This is a genomic window from Chitinophaga sp. W3I9, from assembly GCF_050434025.1.
Classification (GTDB): domain Bacteria; phylum Bacteroidota; class Bacteroidia; order Chitinophagales; family Chitinophagaceae; genus Chitinophaga.
The window spans coordinates 5,917,133-5,935,241 of the sequence record NZ_JBNPWC010000001.1 but is presented as its reverse complement, the minus strand read 5'-3'; the positions used below and the strand labels follow the sequence as shown (position 1 = coordinate 5,935,241).

At 48.9% G+C, this 18,109-nt stretch carries 18 protein-coding genes; 15 read left to right on the top strand and 3 right to left on the bottom strand.

Translation table 11 applies throughout. From position 1 onward, the window contains the following. Nucleotides 1-14 precede the first annotated feature (14 nt). The 7 genes from QFZ51_RS24055 (at nucleotide 15) to QFZ51_RS24025 (ending at nucleotide 10,248) form a co-directional block, all read left to right on the top strand. Nucleotides 15-1,655: a RagB/SusD family nutrient uptake outer membrane protein gene (locus tag QFZ51_RS24055; protein WP_429049778.1), complete on the top strand. Its 1,641-nt coding sequence runs from the start codon at nucleotides 15-17 to the stop codon at nucleotides 1,653-1,655. Then, nucleotides 1,655-3,886, top strand: a complete 2,232-nt coding sequence (locus QFZ51_RS24050; protein WP_429049775.1) for a glycosyl hydrolase family 28 protein — start codon at nucleotides 1,655-1,657, stop codon at nucleotides 3,884-3,886. The genes QFZ51_RS24055 and QFZ51_RS24050 overlap by 1 nt, the downstream gene beginning before the upstream one ends. Further along, a complete protein-coding gene (locus tag QFZ51_RS24045; protein WP_429049772.1) occupies nucleotides 3,876-5,048 on the top strand; it encodes a glycoside hydrolase family 88/105 protein in 1,173 nt (390 codons plus the stop codon). Before QFZ51_RS24050 ends, QFZ51_RS24045 begins: the two co-directional genes overlap by 11 nt. A gap of 7 nt (nucleotides 5,049-5,055) precedes the next feature. Then, a complete protein-coding gene (locus QFZ51_RS24040) occupies nucleotides 5,056-6,519 on the top strand; it encodes a tagaturonate reductase (RefSeq protein ID WP_429049770.1) in 1,464 nt (487 codons plus the stop codon). Between the two features lie 19 nt (nucleotides 6,520-6,538). Further along, the gene (locus QFZ51_RS24035; protein WP_429049767.1) at nucleotides 6,539-8,194 is read left to right on the top strand and encodes a UxaA family hydrolase; all 1,656 of its coding nucleotides are present in this window, start codon (nucleotides 6,539-6,541) and stop codon (nucleotides 8,192-8,194) included. 18 nt (nucleotides 8,195-8,212) lie between these two features. Beyond that, the gene (gene uxaC, locus QFZ51_RS24030; RefSeq protein ID WP_429049764.1) at nucleotides 8,213-9,616 is read left to right on the top strand and encodes a glucuronate isomerase; all 1,404 of its coding nucleotides are present in this window, start codon (nucleotides 8,213-8,215) and stop codon (nucleotides 9,614-9,616) included. 104 nt (nucleotides 9,617-9,720) lie between these two features. Beyond that, the gene (locus tag QFZ51_RS24025; protein WP_429049762.1) at nucleotides 9,721-10,248 is read left to right on the top strand and encodes a DinB family protein; all 528 of its coding nucleotides are present in this window, start codon (nucleotides 9,721-9,723) and stop codon (nucleotides 10,246-10,248) included. Here the strand turns inward: QFZ51_RS24025 and QFZ51_RS24020 are convergent. Further along, nucleotides 10,243-11,217 (bottom strand): GlxA family transcriptional regulator, encoded by a 975-nt coding sequence (locus QFZ51_RS24020; protein ID WP_429049759.1) that lies wholly within the window; start codon nucleotides 11,215-11,217, stop codon nucleotides 10,243-10,245. The two genes, QFZ51_RS24025 and QFZ51_RS24020, sit on opposite strands and share 6 nt — an antisense overlap. Before the next feature lie 142 nt (nucleotides 11,218-11,359). Between QFZ51_RS24020 and QFZ51_RS24015 the strand changes: the two genes are divergently transcribed. The 5 genes from QFZ51_RS24015 (at nucleotide 11,360) to QFZ51_RS23995 (ending at nucleotide 14,990) form a co-directional block, all read left to right on the top strand. Beyond that, nucleotides 11,360-11,848, top strand: a complete 489-nt coding sequence (locus QFZ51_RS24015; RefSeq protein ID WP_429049757.1) for a DinB family protein — start codon at nucleotides 11,360-11,362, stop codon at nucleotides 11,846-11,848. A gap of 14 nt (nucleotides 11,849-11,862) precedes the next feature. Continuing rightward, nucleotides 11,863-12,075, top strand: a complete 213-nt coding sequence (locus QFZ51_RS24010; protein ID WP_142688030.1) for a hypothetical protein — start codon at nucleotides 11,863-11,865, stop codon at nucleotides 12,073-12,075. 129 nt (nucleotides 12,076-12,204) lie between these two features. After that, nucleotides 12,205-12,675, top strand: a complete 471-nt coding sequence (locus tag QFZ51_RS24005; protein WP_429049754.1) for a RidA family protein — start codon at nucleotides 12,205-12,207, stop codon at nucleotides 12,673-12,675. A gap of 21 nt (nucleotides 12,676-12,696) precedes the next feature. Continuing rightward, nucleotides 12,697-13,770: a dipeptidase gene (locus QFZ51_RS24000; RefSeq protein ID WP_429049752.1), complete on the top strand. Its 1,074-nt coding sequence runs from the start codon at nucleotides 12,697-12,699 to the stop codon at nucleotides 13,768-13,770. Between the two features lie 236 nt (nucleotides 13,771-14,006). Beyond that, entirely contained in the window at nucleotides 14,007-14,990 is a 984-nt protein-coding gene (locus QFZ51_RS23995) for an ABC transporter ATP-binding protein (protein ID WP_429049749.1), read from the top strand. Here the strand turns inward: QFZ51_RS23995 and QFZ51_RS23990 are convergent. Then, the gene (locus tag QFZ51_RS23990; RefSeq protein ID WP_429049746.1) at nucleotides 14,987-15,394 is read right to left on the bottom strand and encodes a YrdB family protein; all 408 of its coding nucleotides are present in this window, start codon (nucleotides 15,392-15,394) and stop codon (nucleotides 14,987-14,989) included. The two genes, QFZ51_RS23995 and QFZ51_RS23990, sit on opposite strands and share 4 nt — an antisense overlap. A 66-nt stretch (nucleotides 15,395-15,460) precedes the next feature. Here QFZ51_RS23990 and QFZ51_RS23985 point away from each other — a divergent pair, with 66 nt between their 5' ends. The 3 genes from QFZ51_RS23985 (at nucleotide 15,461) to QFZ51_RS23975 (ending at nucleotide 17,811) form a co-directional block, all read left to right on the top strand. Then, on the top strand, nucleotides 15,461-16,126 hold the full coding sequence (locus tag QFZ51_RS23985; RefSeq protein ID WP_429049744.1) for a GDSL-type esterase/lipase family protein: 666 nt from the start codon (nucleotides 15,461-15,463) through the stop codon (nucleotides 16,124-16,126). Between the two features lie 71 nt (nucleotides 16,127-16,197). Further along, nucleotides 16,198-16,656, top strand: a complete 459-nt coding sequence (locus tag QFZ51_RS23980; RefSeq protein WP_429049742.1) for a YhcH/YjgK/YiaL family protein — start codon at nucleotides 16,198-16,200, stop codon at nucleotides 16,654-16,656. A 69-nt stretch (nucleotides 16,657-16,725) separates the two neighbouring features. Further along, complete coding sequence (locus tag QFZ51_RS23975) at nucleotides 16,726-17,811, top strand: Gfo/Idh/MocA family protein (RefSeq protein WP_429049739.1); 1,086 nt, start codon at nucleotides 16,726-16,728, stop codon at nucleotides 17,809-17,811. On the opposite strand, the gene QFZ51_RS23970 is transcribed toward QFZ51_RS23975, so the two are convergent. Beyond that, the gene (locus tag QFZ51_RS23970; protein WP_429049737.1) at nucleotides 17,812-18,021 is read right to left on the bottom strand and encodes a hypothetical protein; all 210 of its coding nucleotides are present in this window, start codon (nucleotides 18,019-18,021) and stop codon (nucleotides 17,812-17,814) included. It abuts the gene before it with no gap. Between the last annotated feature and the right edge of the window lie 88 nt (nucleotides 18,022-18,109).

Genomic DNA, 18,109 nt, shown 5'->3' with positions numbered 1-18,109 from the left:
TAAAAAACGTAACAATGACACCCAATATAAATAAGTACCTCATCATATTGTGCCTTGCCGCCGGAAGTCTTGCCGGCTGCAACAAGCAGCTGGAAGAATACAATCCCGGCGGTACTACCACCGATGCCGTATATTCCACACCCGAAGGGTTTGAAACGCTGGTAAATGCAGCGTATACCTATAACCGTTGGTGGTATGGAAAAGAAGAAGGATACAGCATGTCCGAAATGGGGACCGATATCTGGACAAGCGGCACCGGCGATAAGTATCCTGATATGACCAACTACAACAACCTGCAGGCCAGCAATTCCGTGATGAGTGTTTTATGGAAACAGCTGTATGCCGCTATTAATTTGTGTAATGCAGGGATCACACGTATAGATGGCGCCGGGTTAACGCCGGAAAGAAGAGCCGTGCGCAGTGCTGAGTTGCATTTCCTCCGTGCCTTTTATTACTGGCATATCGTGGAAACATGGGGGCCTGTCCATTTTACCCTTACCGAAACATCTGGCGTAGTAACTACCGCCAACCGTACACCGGTGGATACCTTCTATGCACAGATTTTCCGCGACCTGGGCGAGGCGGTGAATAACCTTCCTGCTACCACGTCTGACTATGGCCGTGTAACTAAACCCGCTGCTGAAGCCTTTCTCGCCAGGATGTATCTCACCCGTGGCATGAACCAACAGGCCGCCGACCTGGCAGAAAAAGTGATCAGCAGTTACGGCTATACGCTGTTGCCCAAATACGCTGATCTCTGGCGAATGGATAACCTGCAGAATAAAGAAGTGATCTGGGCGGTAAATTATATGAAGAATCTCGTGTTTGATGATCGCACCGATGCTACCCTGTTTCCTAACGGACACTCACGCGGCGCCAATAATGCACACATGATGTTTGCCATGAAGTACGATGATCTGCCGGGTATGCAGCGTGATATCCTGAACCAGCGGCCATTTAACCGTTACATGCCTACGCTGTTCCTGTTAAACCTTTTCAACGAAACTGCGGATGCACGCTACGAAGGTTCTTTCAAACAGGTGTGGTATTGCAATAATCTCAAAACAGCACCTGCAGGTATGAAGCTGGGTGATACGGCTATCTATTGCAGCAAATATGTGCTGCCCGCTTCTACTAAATACCGTATATACGACAGGAATGCAGTGTATACAGAAAATGGCGGCGGAAAAGACCGCACCCGTTATGTATCCCTGGATAAATTTGATGATCCTACACGGGCATCCATGAACGAAGAGCAAAGCGCACGGGATGCATTTATTATCCGCCTCGCGGAAATGTATCTCATTGCAGCAGAAGCGCAGTTCAAATTGAGCAATTCAGCTAAAGCGGCAGAATATGTCAACGTGATCCGCAAACGTGCCGTCATCCCCGGACATGAAACAGATATGGTGGTAACAGCCGCAGATATGAGCCTCGACTTTATCCTCGATGAAAGGGCGCGGGAGCTGGCCGGCGAACAACTGCGCTGGTTTGACCTGAAACGTACCGGTAAGCTCGGCGAGCGGATTGCCTTGCATAACCCGGATGCCAATGCATATTTCCAGTCGTTTCATACGGTGCGGCCTATCCCGCAGGACCAGATTGATGCGGTAACTAATAAAGAGGAGTTTAAGCAGAACGATAAATATAACTAATGAAAATTCTCCAGATACTTTTATTATCATTATTGGGACTGGCGCCAGCCGGTCCCAAACCTACTATATTCATGATCGGTGATTCCACGATGGCCAACAAGCCACTGGAAGATAATCCTGAGCGCGGCTGGGGACAACTGTTTCCGCAATGCTTTGAAAAAGATATCCTCATTAAAAACTATGCGGTCAACGGCAGAAGCACTAAAAGCTTTATTGATGAACGTCGCTGGGATAGTGTATTAGCGCAATTAAAACCCGGCGACTGGGTGATGATCCAGTTTGGTCACAACGACGGGAAGATCAGTGATTCAACCCGCTATGCTGCCCCGGAAGGCGCGTATAAAACCAACCTGGAGCGCTTTGTAAAGGAAGCCCGTGCTAAAGGCGCACATCCGCTGCTCATTACACCGGTAGCGCGCCGCAAGTTTACGCATGGAGTTTTGGAAGATACCCACGGTGCTTATCCCGCAGTGGTAAGGTCCGTAGCGAATGCGATGCAGGTGCCGCTGGTAGATCTGCAAAAAAGCAGTGCCGCTTTGCTGGTAAAGGAAGGTGAAGCAGCCTCTCAGAAAATGTTCCGCACCACCCCTCCGGGACATTACAATACGCTGCCGGACGGGATTACAGATAATACCCATTTTTCTGCATATGGCGCTGCTAAGATAGCTGCTCTTGTTGCTGGTGAAATCCGGGAAAAGAAATTGCCGCTGGCCGCTTACCTGGAAACAACGCCTTTTGAAGGGAAATACCGCTATGAGCTGCCGGTAGTTTATGAACCGCATTTCAGGAAAGATACTTTTACCATCACTTCTTTTGGTGCTAAAGCAGATGGCATTACGCTCAACAGTAACGCTATCAACGAAGCTATTAGCACCTGCAGCAATAAAGGGGGCGGGGTAGTGTTAATACCATCCGGGCTGTGGCTCACCGGGCCGGTGGTGCTCAAAAATAATGTGAACTTCCACTTAGCGAAGAACGCGGTGCTACAGTTTACCACCGACTTCGACCAGTATCCGCTTATCAGCACTACATATGAAGGGCTTGCGGCGGTACGTTGCCAGCCGCCGGTTTCAGCAAATAACCAGGAAAATATAGCCATTACCGGTAGTGGTATTCTTGATGGCGGCGGCGATGCCTGGCGCATGGTGAAGAAGGGAAAGCTCACTGCCACGCAATGGGACAAACTGGTTGCTTCCGGCGGACTGGTGGGGGAAGACAGTGCTACCTGGTATCCTACCCGGTCATCTTACCTGGGAGCGAAAGCCAGCCTGCCAGGCGTAATCAAGCCAGGCAGTAAAATTGAAGACTACGCCGGCATCAAAGATTTTCTCCGGCCCAACATGGTGAGTATTGCCTCCTGTAAAAATGTATTGCTGGAAGGAGTTACCTTTCAGAACTCACCGGCATGGTGCCTGCATCCGCTGCTTTGTGAGAATATTACCCTGCGTGGTATTTATGCCAAAAATCCCTGGTATGCACAAAATGGCGACGGGGTGGACCTTGAATCATGCAGTGGCGCACAAATCCTCGACTGCACCTTTGATGTAGGCGATGATGGCATCTGTATTAAATCCGGCCGTGATGAGCAGGGACGTAAAAGAGGCAAGCCCACTGAAAATGTAGTGATACAAAACTCTACCGTATACCACGCGCATGGCGGGTTTGTAATAGGCAGCGAAATGTCTGGCGGCGCCCGGAATATTTATGTATCCGACTGTTCGTTCCTGGGCACCGACATCGGGTTGCGTTTCAAAACTGCCCGTGGTCGAGGCGGCATCGTGGAAGATATTTATGCGGCCAATATAAACATGAAAGATATCCCCGGGGAGGCCATCCTGTTTGATATGTACTACGCTGCAAAAGACCCGGTGCCGCTGGCAGGGGAAAAGAGAGTGGCTCCGCGTGTGGAAACGCTGCCAGTTACCGAAGCAACACCGCGGTTCCGCAATTTTTATATTAATAACGTAACCGGCAATGGGGCAAAGAGAGCAGTGTTCATACGCGGCCTGCCGGAAATGCCGGTCAGCAATATCCACCTCAGTAACCTGGTGATCAAAGCCGATGAAGGCATACAGTGCCAGGAAGCTGAAAACATACACTTCAAAAATGTGTATCTTCTTACCGCTTCCGGCAAAGCGGTGCTGGATACCCGTAATACAAAAAACATTACAACAGACAGTTGCCGTTACCGTGATACTAAAACCAAATCAACAGAAGACCATGCGTTTTAAAACATCAATACTATTCGCCGCACTGTTGCTCACTGCTACACTTTCACAGGCCCAAACCGGCGCGGCCGGCATGGCGGCTACGGTCATGCGTATATGGAAAGACTCACTGGAAATGCAGCCCGGCAGGCCGGTTAGGTGGTCGTACGACCAGGGCGTGATCCTCGAAGGATTTACCGGTCTGTGGAAAAGAACAGGCAACCAGGAATATTTCCGGTACATACAAAAGAGCATGGATCATTTTGTGGACGCTAACGGTAACATCCATACGTACCAGCTCACGGATTACAATATTGATAACGTTAAAAACGGCCGGATACTGCTAACGTTGTATAAAGCCACTAAGGACAATAAGTATAAGATTGCTGCAGATCACCTGCGGGAGCAGCTACGCGGACAACCGCGCACTAACAACGGCGGCTTCTGGCATAAGAAGCGCTATCCTTACCAGATGTGGCTGGACGGGCTTTACATGGGAGAACCTTTTTATGCTGAGTATGCCGTGCTTACCGGTGAAAACAGCGCCTTCCGTGATATTACCCGTCAGTTTGTACTCATGGAGCAGCATGCACGGGATTCCCGTACGGGCTTATTATATCATGCCTGGGATGAATCAAAGGAACAGCGCTGGGCCAATAAAACCACGGGGCAGTCGCCGCACTTCTGGGGCCGCGCAATGGGCTGGTATGCCATGGCGCTGGTAGATGCGCTGGAATATTATCCGGCCGGTGATCCTGGCAAAGACAGTCTCATTGCCATTTTAAACCGCACCGCTGCCGCCGTGAAAAAATACCAGGATGCCAAAACCGGTTGCTGGTACCAGGTGCTGGATAAAGGCGACAGCACAGGAAACTACGTAGAAGCCTCCGCTTCCTGCATGTTCGTATATGCGTTGGCGAAAGGCATGCGTTTAGGCTACCTGCCGGCTAGTTACCGTGGAGTAGCACAGAAAGGATACAAGGGAATCCTGAAACAGTTTATCCGTAAAAATCCGGAAGGAGATATCACCCTGAGCGGTACGGTAAGCGTAGCAGGACTTGGCGGAGATCCCTACCGGGATGGCAGCTATGCCTATTATCTCAGCGAAAAAGTAATTGATAATGATCCTAAAGGCGTAGGCGCGTACATTTTAGCTGCCAACGAAATGGAAATGACGACTAAATAATGCGGATATGAAACTTTCTAAAGAATTACTGGCACGGCTGCACGAAAATCATGGACTGCAGGTTCCGACGGAAGAATGTTTTACGCTGCCGGAAAAGGTGCTGCAATTTGGAACAGGCGTATTGCTGAGAGGACTGCCCGGTTTCTTCATAGATAAAGCCAATAAACAGGGATTGTTTAATGGCAGGGTAGTGGTGGTGAAGTCAACAGATAAAGGCAGTACCGCTGCTTTCGATGAACAGGATAACCTTTATACACAGTGTATCCGGGGCATTGATGGCGGTAAAGCGGTATCGGAAAATATTATCAATGCCAGTATCAGCAGGGTGCTCACAGCCGCTACCCAGTGGAACGATATTATGGACTGCGCTGCCAGTCCGCATATGCAGGTAGTAATATCCAATACCACCGAAGTAGGTATTGTGTATGTGGAAGAAAGTATTCATGCAACGCCGCCGGCATCCTTCCCCGGTAAATTGCTGGCCTTCCTGTATCGCCGTTATCACCATTTTAAGGGAGATATCACCAAAGGAATGGTGATTATTCCTACAGAACTGATACCGGATAACGGCAGCAGGCTCCGGGAAATACTGTTGCAGCTGAGCACCTTTAACCAGCTGGAAGAAGGATTTGTACACTGGCTCGTTAACAGTAACTACTGTTGTAATTCATTGGTGGATTGCATTGTACCTGGTGCGGCCTACCTGGCAACCGGTTATGAAGATGATCTCCTGATCATGACAGAAGTATACCGCTTATGGGCCATTGAAACCAGCAGTGATCATGTGAAGAAGATATTATCCTTTAGTGAGGCAGATGCCGGGGTGGTATTATCGCCCGACATCAATGTATTCCGCGAACTGAAGCTCCGGTTGCTCAATGGGACACATACGCTTAGCTGCGGACTGGCCTTCCTGGCTGGTCACGATACGGTGAAGGCGGCCATGAATGGTGAGGCAATGGCTGCCTATATGGAAGGACTGATGATGCATGAAATTATACCTGCTATAACAGATATCCATATACGAAATGATGCGGCCATCCGTTTTGCCGGCGCTGTACTGGACCGCTTCCGCAACCCGGCGATCGAACACCGGTGGTTAAGCATTTGCAGTCAGTATACGGCGAAATTGAAAATGCGGGTACTGCCGGTGCTGTTGCAATATCACCGGCGTACAGAACATGTGCCTGCGTTGATAGCGCTGGGTTTTGCTGCGCATGCGTTATTTATGCGTGGCGGCAGTAGCTATACCATCACGGATGAGCATGCCGCCTGGTATGCGGCGCAGTGGCAGCAGCATACGCCGGAGGAAGTGGTGAAAAATTCTTTCAGCAACGAGGCGATATGGGGCTGTAACCTCACTGTCATTCCCGGCTTCGCACAGTTGGTAACTACGATGCTGAAAGCGTTAATGGAACAGGGGGTAGCTGTTTATCTTGAAAAAATAGCAGGAGAAATAACGGTATCGTAAAAAAAACAAGGACAGATAAATGAAGCAGAAAGTATTAAAGGTGCATCCACACGATAATGTGCTGGTAGCACTGCAGGATCTGGAAAAGGAAGAAATGGTGGAATATAACGGCGCCGTATATACGATGCAGGAAAAGATTCCTGCCAAGCATAAATTTGCGGTGGCGTCCATGAACGAAGGAGATGCGATTTACATGTACGGTGTGCTGGTAGGTCGTGCGCAGCGCACTATCAGTGCCGGCAGCAGGATTGCCGTGGAAAATGTGCATCATGCAGCTAGCAGCTACGAGCTGGCTGCCCAGCGGAAAACCACCTGGCAACCACCGGATGTTTCCCGCTGGCAGCAAAAGACTTTCATGGGGTATCACCGTGCCGATGGGAGCGTAGGTACGGCTAATTACTGGCTGGTGATCCCATTGGTGTTTTGTGAAAACAGGAATGTGGAAGTATTGAAAGAAGCGCTGCTGCCGGAACTGGGATATGCCCGCCCGGGTAAGTATGCTGCCTTCACACGTTCACTTGCCGCAAAGCAGCAAACCGGCGCCAGCCCTGCACAGATCCTCGAAACCGTGTATACGGAAGAGGCACCGGGAGCGCAGCATAGCCGCGTATTTGAAAATGTGGACGGCATTAAATTCCTGACACATGATGGCGGTTGCGGTGGTATCCGCCAGGACGCGCAAACGCTGTGCGGCCTGCTGGCAGGATATATCACCCATGCTAACGTTGCCGGTGCTACGGTGCTGAGCCTGGGTTGCCAGAATGCGCAGATCAGCATGTTGCAGTACGAAATCAGTAAGCGCGACCCCGGTTTTTCAAAGCCGCTGTATATACTTGATCAGCAGCAAACAGGCGCAGAGAGCCAGTTGATCGCTGATGCCGTCCGTCAAACGTTTGCCGGCCTGATGATCGCCAATCAATGTACCCGGCAGCCGGCGCCATTAAGCAAGTTATGCATCGGGCTGGAGTGCGGCGGCTCGGATGGCTTCTCCGGTATCTCTGCCAACCCCGCTATCGGCTATACGTCCGATCTGCTGACGGCCCTGGGCGGCTCCGTTATTCTTGCTGAATTCCCCGAACTCTGCGGAGTAGAACAGGAAATGAGCGACCGGTGCCGCAGCGTGGAAGACGCCACCCGGTTTATCCGGTTGATGCGTACCTATCAGCAGCGTGCAGAAGAAGCAGGCTCCGGGTTTGATATGAATCCATCTCCCGGAAATATAAAAGATGGCCTGATTACCGATGCCATAAAATCGGCGGGGGCAGCCAAAAAGGGAGGCACTTCTCCTGTAGCCGCCGTACTGGATTACCCCGAAAAAGTGCAGCTGCCGGGATTAAACCTGCTTTGCACGCCCGGTAACGATGTAGAATCCACTACTGCGGAAGTGGGCAGCGGCGCTAACGTGGTACTGTTTACCACGGGGCTGGGAACGCCCACCGGCAACCCTATTGCACCCGTGATCAAACTGTCCAGCAATACAAAGCTGTACCAGCGAATGAATGATATCATTGATATTAATACCGGTACTATTATAGACGGTGAAGAAACCATTGCTGAAGCAGGAGAACGTATACTCGACTACGTTATACAGGTGGCCAGCGGCGCCATTACTGCAAAATCTGTCCTTAACGGCCAGGATGATTTTATTCCCTGGAAAAGAGGGGTGTCATTGTAATACTTAAATATTTTACGGATGAGAAAAAAATTCATGGATGAAAATTTCCTCCTGAATAGCGATGCGGCAGAAAGGCTCTATCACGACTACGCCAGGGATATGCCCATCATCGATTACCACTGTCACCTGCCGCCCGCGCAAATAGCTGCGGACACGAGGTTTGAGAATATCACACAGGCTTGGCTATACGGAGATCATTATAAATGGCGCGCCATGCGCACCAACGGCGTACCGGAAAGTTACTGTACCGGAAATAATACGGATTGGGAGAAGTTTGAACAATGGGCAGCCACCGTGCCCCATACTTTGCGTAACCCTTTATATCACTGGACACACCTGGAACTGCAACGCTATTTCGGGGTCGCTGATATACTGAATCCGGCCTCTGCAAGGCAGATCTATGATACCTGCAATCAACTGCTGCAAACGCCGGAATACAGCGTGCAAAACCTGCTGCGCAGCAGGAACGTATCGATCGTTTGCACTACCGATGATCCGGCCGACAACCTGCAGTATCACCGGCAGTTGAAACAGGAGGGTTTTGAAATCCCCGTAATTCCCGCTTTCCGCCCCGACCAGGCCATGAATGTAGAGGTGCCGGAAGTATATAATCGTTACCTCGAAAAACTGGAGCAGGCAGCAAATTGCAACATCAATACCTATGATGACCTGTTACAGACCTTGAAAAGCCGGCATGATGTATTTGCCGCGCATGGCTGTAAAGTGTCTGATCACGGTATTGAGGAAATTTATGCAGATGATTTTCTGGAGAAAGATATCCGGCAGATCTTTTTGAAGATACGCGGTGGTCAGTCGCTCACCTACACCGAAATCCGGCAGTTTAAATCGGCGTTGCTGCTGGAACTGGCGCTCATGGACTGGAAAGCAGGATGGGTGCAGCAATACCATCTTGGCGCGCTGCGGAATAATAATTCCCGCATGATGCGGCAGCTTGGACCCGATACCGGCTGGGACTCTATAGGTGATTTCTCCCAGGCACGTGCGCTGGCTAAATTCCTCGACAAACTGGATAGCCAGGATAAACTGGCCAAAACGATCATTTATAATCTGAACCCGGCCGATAATGAACTCATGGCTACCATGACCGGCAACTTCAACGACGGTTCTGTAGCGGGGAAAATACAATTCGGCGCTGCCTGGTGGTTCCTGGATCAGAAAGACGGCATGACGAGACAAATGAATGCACTCTCCAATATGGGATTGATTTCCCGGTTTGTGGGCATGCTTACGGATTCCCGCAGCTTCCTTTCCTATCCGCGCCACGAGTACTTCCGCCGCCTGCTCTGTGATCTTTTCGGTGAAGAAATAGAGCGGGGCGAAATCCCGGACGATATCGATGCCGTAGGAAAGATCATACAAGATATCTGTTACGGCAATGCCAAATCATATTTTGGCTGGTGATTCAAAGGAGTAGAAAGTTCGGCAAACTTTTTTTAAGGCTACTGACATAGGGTTGTCACAACCCTGTGTTTCCTTTGTATTGTAAACAAAAAAATACAACACTCATGGAAAACAACACCTTATCTGCCGCAACTACTACCACCGTTATTACGCCTGATCAGTTACTGAAACACTGGCAGGGCCACCGCGCATTGACCCGCCGGATGATCGAAGTATTCCCGGAAGATCAGCTGTTCACCTTCAGCGTGGGCGGTATGCGACCCTTTTCTGTTTTGGTAATGGAGTTTTGCGGAATGGCCTTTCCGTCCGTATATGGCGTTGTCACCGACGAATGGCTGGGTATCGATGTATTGCTGAAAGATGCCGGCGTGTCGGTGGCCCCTACTACCAAAGCGGAGCTGCTGCAACTCTGGGATGTGATTACAGAGAAACTCAACGAATGGTGGCCTAAAATCCCGGTGGAAGCATTTCAAAAAGAGATCACTGCCTTTGGACAGTATGAAGGTAAATCCATCAGTATCCTGTTTTACATTTTCGACAATGAAATTCATCACCGCGGACAGGGGTATGTATATCTCCGCGCCCTCGGCATAGAGCCTCCGGCTTTCTGGGACAGGGATCAGAATTTATGATCTGGCGGCATTAAACTTTTCCCGGTATTCAGAAGGGGTCATTCCCACCGTTTTGCGGAATACCTTTCTGAATGCCTTGGGATCGTTGTAGCCCGAGTTAAAGATGACTTCCGCCATTTGCTGGCCGGTTTGCTCCAGCAGTTTTTTGGCGGCTTCAATCCGGGTAAATTGCAGGTATTCAATAGGGGTTACACCGGTTACCTGTTTAAATCTTCTCACAATATTTCTCCTGCTGGAAGGGATGTCCCTGATCATTTCTTCAATTGTACCCACATCCTGGTAGCTGGTTTCAATTCTTTGCTGCGCTGAGGCTACGAGGTCGTCGTGGTGATTACGGGCAGGCTGAAAGGTGCTGAAATAGGATTGTTTGTCGCGGCCCATATCCACGGCAAAAATTTTAGCGGTCTTTATCGCTATTTCAATGCCGCAATGAACTTCCAGCAGGTGAAGCAGCAGGTGGAAGGTAGAAGTGGCGCCACCGCTCGTGTAAATGCCGGAATCATGGGTAACTGTTTTATCCGATAACAGGTTCACAGCCGGGAAAGAAGAGGAAAATTCCCTGCAGGCATCTACATGGGTGGTGGCTATTTTGCCATCCAGTAAACCGGAAGCCCCCAATAAAAATGCGCCGGTACAAAAGCTGGCGATTTCAGCGCCGTTTTTATATTGTTGTTGCATCCAGGGAAGATAAGCCCGGTTTTCTATGATCGACTGGCGGATATCATCCGTAGTAAAAGAGGGTACCAGCACCAGGTTGAAAACGCCTGCTGCATCTGTATGTTGCGACGCATAATCCGGAAAGGCGGCTGCCAGGTGTTCCGTTTCCGGAGTATGTACCAATGTTATTCTGAAAGGTGCAGGCTCACCGTTTTTATAGTAAATCTTATTGACGGTGTCCAGTACATCTGTTATGGCAGCCAGGCTTAAAAGCTTGTAGTGGCGTATAAGCAGGATCCCAATCTGTAGCATATGGTTTTCAGTTTTTAGTTATCTACTCAAACATAACGAATTTGGCGCAAATACCCCCTAATATTGACTCTATCAGCATCTATCCGGACAAAAATTAAGAGGTACCTTACCGTTAGTTTGAGAACCAAAAAAAATAATTTATATGGAAACTGTAAGCACCCGGATGCAGGGCATCCTTCCACTATTTGACCTGCACACAGAATTTTTTCCAAAGGTACTGGATGGAATTACTGATGAAGATGCGCATAAAAGACTGGACACACCCGCCAACCACGTTGCATGGCTCGCCGGCAGCCTGGTACAGCAGCGGTTCGAACTGGCCGGTTTGCTAAAAGTGGAAGCCACATCTACGGCGAATGATCTTTTCAAAGATTTCCAGGGAATAAAGGACTCACAGCAGTATCCATCTCTCGAAATTTTTAAAAAAGACTGGCAGAAAATTTCCCCGTTGTTAAAAACAGCACTGGTAAATGTAACGGATGAACAACTGGATCATGTGCTGGAATTTCCCGGCATGAAAATGTCGCTCTGGGACCTGCTCACTTTTAATATTTACCGGGAAGCCAATTGTATCGGGCAAATTGCCTTGTGGAGGCGGCTGTTGAAATACGAGCCGATGAAATATATGTAATCAAAATTATTACAATGGTAGAAGTATTCGTAACGAATGTAAAACGGGTAGCAGCTGCGAAAGAAATAGTTGCGCTGCTGCTCCGTAATTTTCCGGATAGTAAAATCAATTTTGATCTTGAAGACTGTGATAAAGTGTTACGGGTGGAAGGAGAGAATTTTCATCCCGGAAAAATAATGATGCTGGTAAATGAAAATGGATTCCAGTGTCAGGTAATGGAAGATTAGGAGCCGTCTGTTAAGACGGCTTTTTCTTTTGTAAGCAACAAATTTCTACTTTGTGAGGATTGTAAGGTTTTTCTTATCATTGCTGGTCATGGAAAATATTACATTTATAAGCAGATTAAAACAGCAAATATGGAAAACAATCATGCAGAAGAGAAGTTAGCGGCCCTGGGACTGGAACTGCCGCCAGCCCCATCGCCATTGGGTGTTTATAAGCCTTGCCTTATCGATGGCAAATACCTGTATCTCTCCGGTCATGGTCCTGTACAGCATGATAAATCACTGATCATCGGACGGATTGGAGATGCGCTGGATATGGAACAAGGCAAGCTGGCAGCAAGACAGGTAGGATTAACCATGCTCTCTACCATTAAAACGCATGTGGGCAGCCTGGATAAAGTAAAAAGGGTGATCAAGGTGCTGGGCATGGTCAACTGTACACCCGACTTTGAGCGGCATCCCTACATCATCAATGGCTGCAGCGAATTATTTGCTGCGGTATGGGGCGAAGAAAATGGCGTAGGAGTGAGGAGTGCCGTGGGTTTTGGCTCCCTGCCGGATAATATTCCCGTGGAAATAGAAGCTTTGTTTGAACTGTATTAAACATTTGGATATCTGCGAACTATGTTTATAATAGATGCACATTTAGATCTCAGCATGAATGCGCTGGAATGGAACAGGGACCTGCAACAGCCGGTAACCGCCATCCGTGCGAGAGAAGCCGGCATGAACGATAAACCCGACCGTGGCAAAGGGGTGGTGGCATTCCCTGAACTACGGAAAGGTAACATCGGGTTGGTAGTAGCCACCCAGATAGGCCGCTATGTGGCACCGGACAATCCGTTGCCGGGATGGCACTCTCCTGAACAGGCCTGGGCCCAAACGCAGGGGCAGCTGGCCTGGTATAAAGCGATGGAAGACGCCGGAGAAATGGTGATGATCAAAGATAAACAAGGACTGGAACAACACCTGCTATTGTGGAACGATGGTACGCCCAACGACAAAAAGCCCATAGGCTACATCCTCAGCCTCGAAGGAGCCGACTCTATCGTGAACCTCAAGTATCTCGAACAGGCCTACAATAAAGGATTGCGCGCCATAGGCCCCGCACACTACGGCCCGGGGCGTTATGCCAACGGTACCGATGCCACCGGCCGGCTTAATGAACAAGGTAAACAGCTGATCCGTGAAATGGAACGGCTCCATATGATCCTCGACGCCACGCATCTGTGCGATGACGCCTTTTGGGACGCCATGGAATTGTTTAACGGAGCCGTATGGGCCAGTCATAATAACTGCCGCGCCCTGGTAAATCATAACCGCCAGTTCAGCGACGACATGATCAAAACGCTCATCCGGAAAGGCGCAGTTATCGGTGGCGCCCTCGACGCCTGGATGATGGTACCCGGATGGGTTCGTGGTACCTCCACACCCGAAAGCATGGGCTGTAACCTGGAAAAAATGATCGATCACATGGATCATATCTGCCAGATCGCCGGTAACTCACTCCATGTAGGCATTGGCACCGACCTCGATGGCGCCTTCGGTAAAGAGCAATGCCCTTACGACCTCGAAACAATTGCCGATATGCAGCAACTACCCGCACTCCTCACCAAAAGAGGCTACAGCGCTGAAGACATCGACAATGTGATGCATGGCAACTGGCTGCGTTTCCTGCGGGATGCGTGGCGCGATTAGCGCGGATTTTGTCTTTCTCGCTGATTATACTGATTAATTTGATTTTGTTTTTTGGATTTTATAAAGGATTAAGGGAGATAAAAGCGGATATATTCGCTTTTTATCTCCCTTAAATATTATTAATCAAAAAATCCAAAAAAATCCAAAAAACAAAATCAAATTAATCAGTATAATCAGCGTAATCAGCGAGAAAGACAAAATCCGCTCTAATCCGCTAATTTTATTAATTTGCGCGAATGAATTTTCTCGAAGTCTCAAACATCAGCAAGGAACTGCACGGCGCTTATATTTTAAAGAATGTCAGCTTCACACAACACGCATTTCAGAAAATAGTGATCGCGGGCGAAACCGGTTCCGGTAAAAGCACCCTGATGAAAATTGTGGGAGGCATGGCCCAGGCAGATGCCGGTACGGTGATGTTTGAAGGCAAACGTGTGAAAGGGGCGCTGGAAGTATTGATTCCAGGGCATCCCGGCACAGCCTATCTTTCCCAGCATTTTGAACTGAGAAATAATTACCGGGTGGAAGAAATTCTGTCCTATGCCAATAAGCTCACCGATGAAGAAGCCGCAGAGATCTACGACATCTGCCGGATTTCACATCTGCTCAAAAGAAAAACAGATCAGTTGTCGGGTGGTGAAAAGCAACGCATTGCTATGGCAAGACTCCTCATTTCTTCTCCCAGGCTATTTTTGCTGGATGAGCCCTATTCCAACCTGGACATGATCCATAAAAGCATCCTGAAAAAAGTGATCAGTGATATAGGCGATAAGCTCGGTATCACCGTGATGCTGATTTCCCACGATCCGATGGATATCCTGCCCTGGGCAGATGAAATACTGGTGATGAAAGACGGGGAAATTGTACAGCAGGGATCTCCGCAACAAATCTATAACCAGCCGGTGAATGAATATGTAGCCGGGTTATTCGGAAAATATAATCTCCTTTCCCCGGGGAAAGCCGCTGTGCTGGACGGATTGCCCGGCATTACACTGAATGGTAAAAGCATCTTTATCCGCCCGGAGGATTTCAAAATTGTTCGCGCAAAAAAAGATGCTTTGCCCGGCAAGATCCGTGATATCGCCTACTATGGCAGTTTCTTTGAAGCCGAAGTGGCGCTGGGAAATGAAGTGGTAACCATCAAAACCACGGATGCCGGCCTGAAAAAAGGCGCAGCGGTGAATATAAGCGTAGCGCCCGAAACCGTTTGGTATATCTAAGGTTTTATTCCCATGATCTTCTTGCCAGCAAACCCGTTGTAGGGCTTGTTTTGCAGCATCACCCAGGTCCTGTCCCAGGATACGGCGTAGTGTATAATCACCACTACTGCCAGCGCAATGCTTTCGCGCAGATAACCCAATGAGTATAATGCCCACGCCGCCAATCCAAACAGGAAAAGTTCAAGTAGCAGTCGCGCTACACCGGGAATAGCTACCGGCGCTGCCTTTGGATCGTTGGGGATGCGGAATACGCCCCACAGTACTGCAGCAGTGAGCGGAAACACCACCACCAGTACATAAGACCACCATCCGTTACCCAGGCGCCAGCCCCAGTAACCCAATATCATCAGCATTAAAATTTCCAGCAGAAAACGTACGGCTAAGTTGACAGGATGGGTATTCATGTAATAGTTTGTTCTAAATTAAATATTTTTCATTTATCTTAAAGCTCGCTGAAAAATTAAATCGTTATGAAAAGATATTTGTTCCTGTTGGGTTTTACATTGCTCCACGTAACCGGATCCCTGTTTGCCCAATCACCCATGCGTTTTGCGAAGGATGTTAATACCATCAAGGAATTTGATAAGATGTATGCGCCTCCGGAACATCCGATCCTGTTTGTGGGCAGTTCTTCCATCAGGAAATGGGACGACCTGGAAAGGAATTTCAGCAGCTATATAGTGCTGAACAGGGGAGTGGGCGGCGCCATTACAAACGACATCACCTATTTTGCCAACGATATTATCTTTCCCTATCATCCCCGCCAGGTAGTGATCTACGTAGGAGAAAATGATATAGTGGATGAGAAAGCCACCGCAGATTCCCTGCTGCAAAGATTTAAAGTGCTGTATACAACTATCAGAAGTAAACTGCCGGAAACACCGCTGGTGTATATTTCTATGAAACCCAGTCCTTCCCGGGTGAAGTACGTGGAGAAAGTGAAGCAGTCGAATGCACTGATCAAAGATTACATCTCCAAAGAAAAACATATCGTATACGTCGATATCTTTTCGCTGATGCTCGACAAAACGGGGAAGTCGCGCGAGGAGCTGTTTCTCAATGACATGCTGCACATGAATAAAAAGGGATACGCCATCTGGGAGAAAGCTGTTCAGCCTCACCTGTTAAAGAAGTAGAATAGCGCCGGAAGGTTTGGTATATAGAAAAAAAAGTATCTTGCCGCCTTATTAACACCTTTTTACAAAACATGATACTGGATACACTGCAGAATGCCCATCTTTACTACCGCCTGGGAGTTAAATTTATCAAGGCTTTTGAGTACCTGGCACAAACAGACCTGGCCGGCCTGGAAAAGGGGAAGTACGAAATCGATGGAAGCAATATCTTCGCTATTGTCAATGAATATGATACCGTAGACGCTTCCACGGAGCAAATGGAAGCGCATAAGAAGTACATCGATATCCAGTATATGGTGTCAGGTTCTGAACTGATTGGCCACGACTTCCTGCGTGAACAGGCGCCTTCCAAAGCCTATGATGAAACTGCGGACTACCAGTTGTTTGCAGAGCATCCGATGTTTTTCTCCCGGTTGGAAAAGGGCATGTTTGCCATTTTCTTTCCTACGGACCTGCACATGCCAAACATCAAGGTAAGCACGCCTATGCCGGTAAGGAAAGTAGTCATTAAAATAGCGGTGAGCCTGTAATTTTCTGACGGCCATTGACCGTTTATCTATTCTATTATTAAAAGCTGCACATATTTCCTAGATTTAGGGATGCGTTCTGTTATTTTTACTTTCCTGCTGATGCATGTGTTTGGTTGCATTATGGCCCAACAACTGCGTGTAGCCGTTGCCGGTGTATCACATGGGCATGCGGCTTTTATTCTTGGTCGCCCAAACAAAGGGGACATTCAAATTGCCGGCATCTACGAGCCTGATACGGCCGTCGCTAAATTGAGGGCCAGGCAATATCATCTTCCTGAAAATATCTTTTATACGGATCTCGGTAAAATGCTGGATGCGGTAAAGCCCGCTGCAGTGCTGGCATTTGGCTCCATCAAGGCCCACCGGGAAGTGGTGGAGGCCGCCGCACCCCGGCATATTCATATTATGGTGGAAAAACCGTTGGCTACTACCGTGGCCGACGCGGTGTATATGGACTCGCTGGCCCGCCGGTACAAAGTACAACTGCTCACTGATTATGAAACGAGCTGGTACCCTTCCGTAGCCAAAACCTTCCAGTTGCTGGAAGACAGCAGCTACGCCGGGAAAGTGAGAAAGGTGACGGTAAACGACGGCCACCAGGGACCTAAAGAAATTGGCTGTGGCCCGGAGTTCCTAAACTGGCTCACCGACCCGGTGCTGAACGGCGGCGGGGCACTCATGGACTTTGGCTGTTACGGCGCCAACCTCATGACCCATCTGATGAAAAATCGTTTGCCCGTATCCGTTACCGCGGTGGCGCGTCACTTTAAACCACAGGTGTATCCAAAAGTGGAAGATGACGCCACTATCCTGGTGGACTACGGCGATACGCAGTGTACCATCCAGGCCTCGTGGAACTGGAGCTTCAGCCGGAAGGATATGGAAGTGTATGGCGACAAAGGCTATCTCATTGCCGCCGATAAGAATACCCTTATTCAACGCAATAGTGAACGGTCGCCCGCCATCACACGCCGTATAACGGCAACGGATATACCCGTATATGAAGATCCGTTCAACTACCTGATAGACGTGCTGAATGGTAAAGTAACCATGCCGGCAGATGGATTGTATGCACCGGCTAATAATGTAATTGTGGTGCGCATCCTGGCGGCTGCCCGCGAGTCGGTCCGTACAGGAAAAACGATTAAATTCTGATCAAAAAGGCATATTGATCACTTTCCTGCATCCCCTGCCTGGAAATAGGGATCGCGCATTGCCTGCACCGTAAAAGCTGAAGGCGGCAATACCGCAGCCGGCCAGTGTGTAAACATCTCTGTTGTTGTCTTTCTCCCTCAGCTCCGCCGGGAGAAAGACAACGGCTCTTAAATAATATTTACCTGCCATATGCAACCTCGTGCGTTTCAATTATATTGAATTTTTTCTACGCCTGCGCTCTTTTTAGCCGGAAGAAATCGTAACTTAACTATGCAGTAAAAACAGGATAGGCGTGAAC